The organism is Roseomonas chloroacetimidivorans (assembly GCF_049629625.1).
Classification (GTDB): Bacteria; Pseudomonadota; Alphaproteobacteria; order Acetobacterales; family Acetobacteraceae; genus Roseomonas; species Roseomonas chloroacetimidivorans.
On record NZ_JBNBZS010000217.1, the window covers coordinates 1 to 2,686 of the forward strand.

At 66.2% G+C, this 2,686-nt stretch carries 2 protein-coding genes and 1 pseudogene; all 3 read right to left on the reverse strand.

The window, feature by feature from the left end; translation table 11 throughout:
• Positions 1-449: 449 nt before the first annotated feature.
• A complete protein-coding gene (locus tag ACO1BU_RS36720; RefSeq protein WP_424140799.1) occupies positions 450-1,256 on the reverse strand; it encodes a site-specific integrase in 807 nt (268 codons plus the stop codon).
• A 163-nt stretch (positions 1,257-1,419) separates the two neighbouring features.
• On the reverse strand, positions 1,420-2,331 hold the full coding sequence (locus tag ACO1BU_RS36725) for a hypothetical protein (RefSeq protein WP_424140800.1): 912 nt from the start codon (positions 2,329-2,331) through the stop codon (positions 1,420-1,422).
• A gap of 21 nt (positions 2,332-2,352) precedes the next feature.
• Positions 2,353-2,595, reverse strand: a pseudogene (locus tag ACO1BU_RS36730) (DUF6538 domain-containing protein); the annotation flags it as partial.
• Positions 2,596-2,686: the final 91 nt, after the last annotated feature.

Sequence of the window (2,686 nt, forward strand, 5' to 3'; positions counted from 1 at the left end):
GGCGCAAAGCAGCCCTCGCTGGGACGCACCTTTCCCCCCCAAGCGGAGCCATGTTCGGGGGCCTGTGATCAGGAAGCGCGCCTCAGCGGCGCGCCGATCCATCCGAGTATCCTCCCACGGCACAACCCCCACCACCCCCTCCGCACCCTGTTACCTTTGTCCGAGAGGAGGGCGCTAAGTCGGCCGAAAGAGCGCTTCTAGCAGGCCAGTGCGGCGAAGAGCTGCTGCGTGCGCTTCCTTGCCAGGCCAAGCATGTAGGTAGCCCCTTCTCAGATCTCTCAAGCACTCGGGATTCGAGCAAGGTGTTCGCCGAAACGGCCAAGCTCCTTAACCGTCACACAACGGCGTCACACATGCCTCGCAAGCCAGCGTAAACTGCTGAAGTAAATGGGAATCCAAAGGTCGGGAGTGGGGATCCTGGCGCCCCAACAATCAATCCGGTCCGTTTCCTACCAGCTGCTCGGCGCCGACAAATCGCGATCTTCTCGAATGTGCAGGTGGGCGAGGTTGACCTCCGGATATTTCAGCCGGGCCACCAGCGCTGCCACAGCATGTGCCTCGCGCCCCTTATCATACCGGACATCGCCCTCACCCGTTCCACTGGCGTGGCCGAGGAGATAGCTCAGGCGCAGCTGGTCGGAGTAGTCGTGCAGTTCCTCGCGCAAGCGGGTGTTGACGTTATGGCGAAACGCGTGGGCGCCGACGCCTTCGCGAAAGACGCCGATGTCCCGACGATACTCCACGAACCACCGGGTGATACGCGGGCCTCGCTTCTGGTCAGCTCCCTGAGGCTCAAGATCGGGGAAGAGCGGATCGGTCGGCTGCGTGGCGATGCGCGCGACATACTCCAGGAAGCCCAGCCGAATGAGCTCCGGGTGGATCGGAACCGCACGCTTCGCGCTGTTGTTCTTCAGACGCCGATGCTCTGTTGTGATCTCCATCTGCCAAACGCCAGCCTCGTTCCTGACGTCCTTACGACGGAGGTCGGCGACCTCCTCAAGACGCGTTCCCTCAAAGACGCATCGCAGTGGGATCCAGAACCGGGCGTCGCGGGTGATCTCCGTTCCGGGAGCGGAGCGCCGGGAGGAATCACGACCGGTCCAGATAGCGGAGGAGAACAGCCGGTGTAGCTCCTCTCCTGTCCACTGGTCGCGCGCCTCGCGAGCGTCATCGAGTGAGAAGTCGTGCTCGCCAATGATGTCGTTCCGCTCGGTCAGGGTGAGGTGGCCACGATCCACGGCGAGCTTGAAAAACACGGACAGGGCAGAAAGGTGGCGCTTGACTGTCCTATCGGTCAGCCGCTGTGCGTCAGTCTCGTCCGCGCGCCAGACCAGTTCCTGGACCGAAAGGTCCTTATCCTTCGGCGACTTCCCGTAGCGAGAGGGAAGGCGACGCAGGGTATCGAGGAAGGTTGTGATGTCATGGCGTCTGTACTCCCGCGCGGGGCGGTCGCCGGCGATTTCGAAGAAGGCGAAGGGTTGTGCGCTCCTGGGCCATGCCTTGCTGGCGGATCTTGTCGCGCGTCCTTTTGGCGAAGAACGGCTCGACGAGGGAGGAGAGCGGCACGTCGGGCGCATTGGGCGGGGGCGCTGCGCCTGACGGCTCGGCGGGAACCGCAGTTGCCTGGCATGGCTCCGGCGCCACAGCGAGCAGTGCAGGAACAGCGATCTCGCCGGGCACGACGGAGGGCGTTCGCGCCTCCTGCGGGGTGCTCGGACGCCGATGGAAGGCGGTCAGGGAGGGGTCCTCTTCCGGAACGCTCTTGTAGATGCCTGCCTCCCGCGCGGCCTCCTCGCGGAACACGCCCTCCAGCACCCGCAGGCCGACACGCTCAAGGAGTGGCCGGACCTCGGGCGTGATCTCGACGCCGGCGGCGGCAGCGGCGCTGACCACCATCTCGCGGGCCAAGGCGCCGTCGTTCACCATGAGGGCGCGCCTTACAACCATGGCGCGGCCGAGGGCCGCCTGGGATCGGTGCAGGGCCCCGGCGAGGGGGCTGAGCCGCATCGGGCGCTCGGGCGGCGCCGATCCGACTGCGGCTATGAGCGGCGCCGCCAGGTCGTCGGGAAGGTAAATCGGGCCGCCATCGCGACCAGCGGGACTGAGATGCGAAGCCGTATGGTCGTCATCAGGGGGTGCGTCCTCCGCCGCCAGGACGAAGTCGAGGATCCTGTTGGCGAGGGCGGGGTCGAGGGAGGCCTCAATGTCCCCGCCAGTCGCAAGGACTGGGTCGGGGGCGCGCCGGGCACGCGCCGCCTCGAGCAGGGACTGCATGTGGTTGCGGGCAAGGCCGGCGAACTGGGCTGCGGTGATCGTCCCGGAAGCATCCATGGCGGCCGTCCTTTCGAGCAGCGCGTCCAGTTGCCGGGCCCGGGAGATGGCTATGCGGCGATCGCGCGTCCGCAAGGATAGCCGGACCGTCGGATTTCCGCTCGCGAGGTTTGTGCCTCGCACGAGGGGGGCGGGGAGGCGGCGGCGCCAGTACCAGATGCCGCTGCGGTGGGTGAGATGGGCGGGAACGAGGAAGGGGAAGCAGCCTCGGCGCGGGGCTGGATCCGGACTGACCTGTGCCGTTGTGGCCCAGTGATGTGTCACAGTTGTGCGTCTCGCCGCCTCGGGTGGGCGCGATCGCCAACTTTCACTGTCGGATCACAAGCTTGTGCCGGAGTGGCTGGGGAACCTGGAT

What these genes read in the sequence shown, in the direction of transcription:
- ACO1BU_RS36725 (WP_424140800.1), bottom strand. Translation starts at nt 2,331, where the DNA reads ATGGATGCTTCCGGGACGATCACCGCAGCCCAGTTCGCCGGCCTTGCC.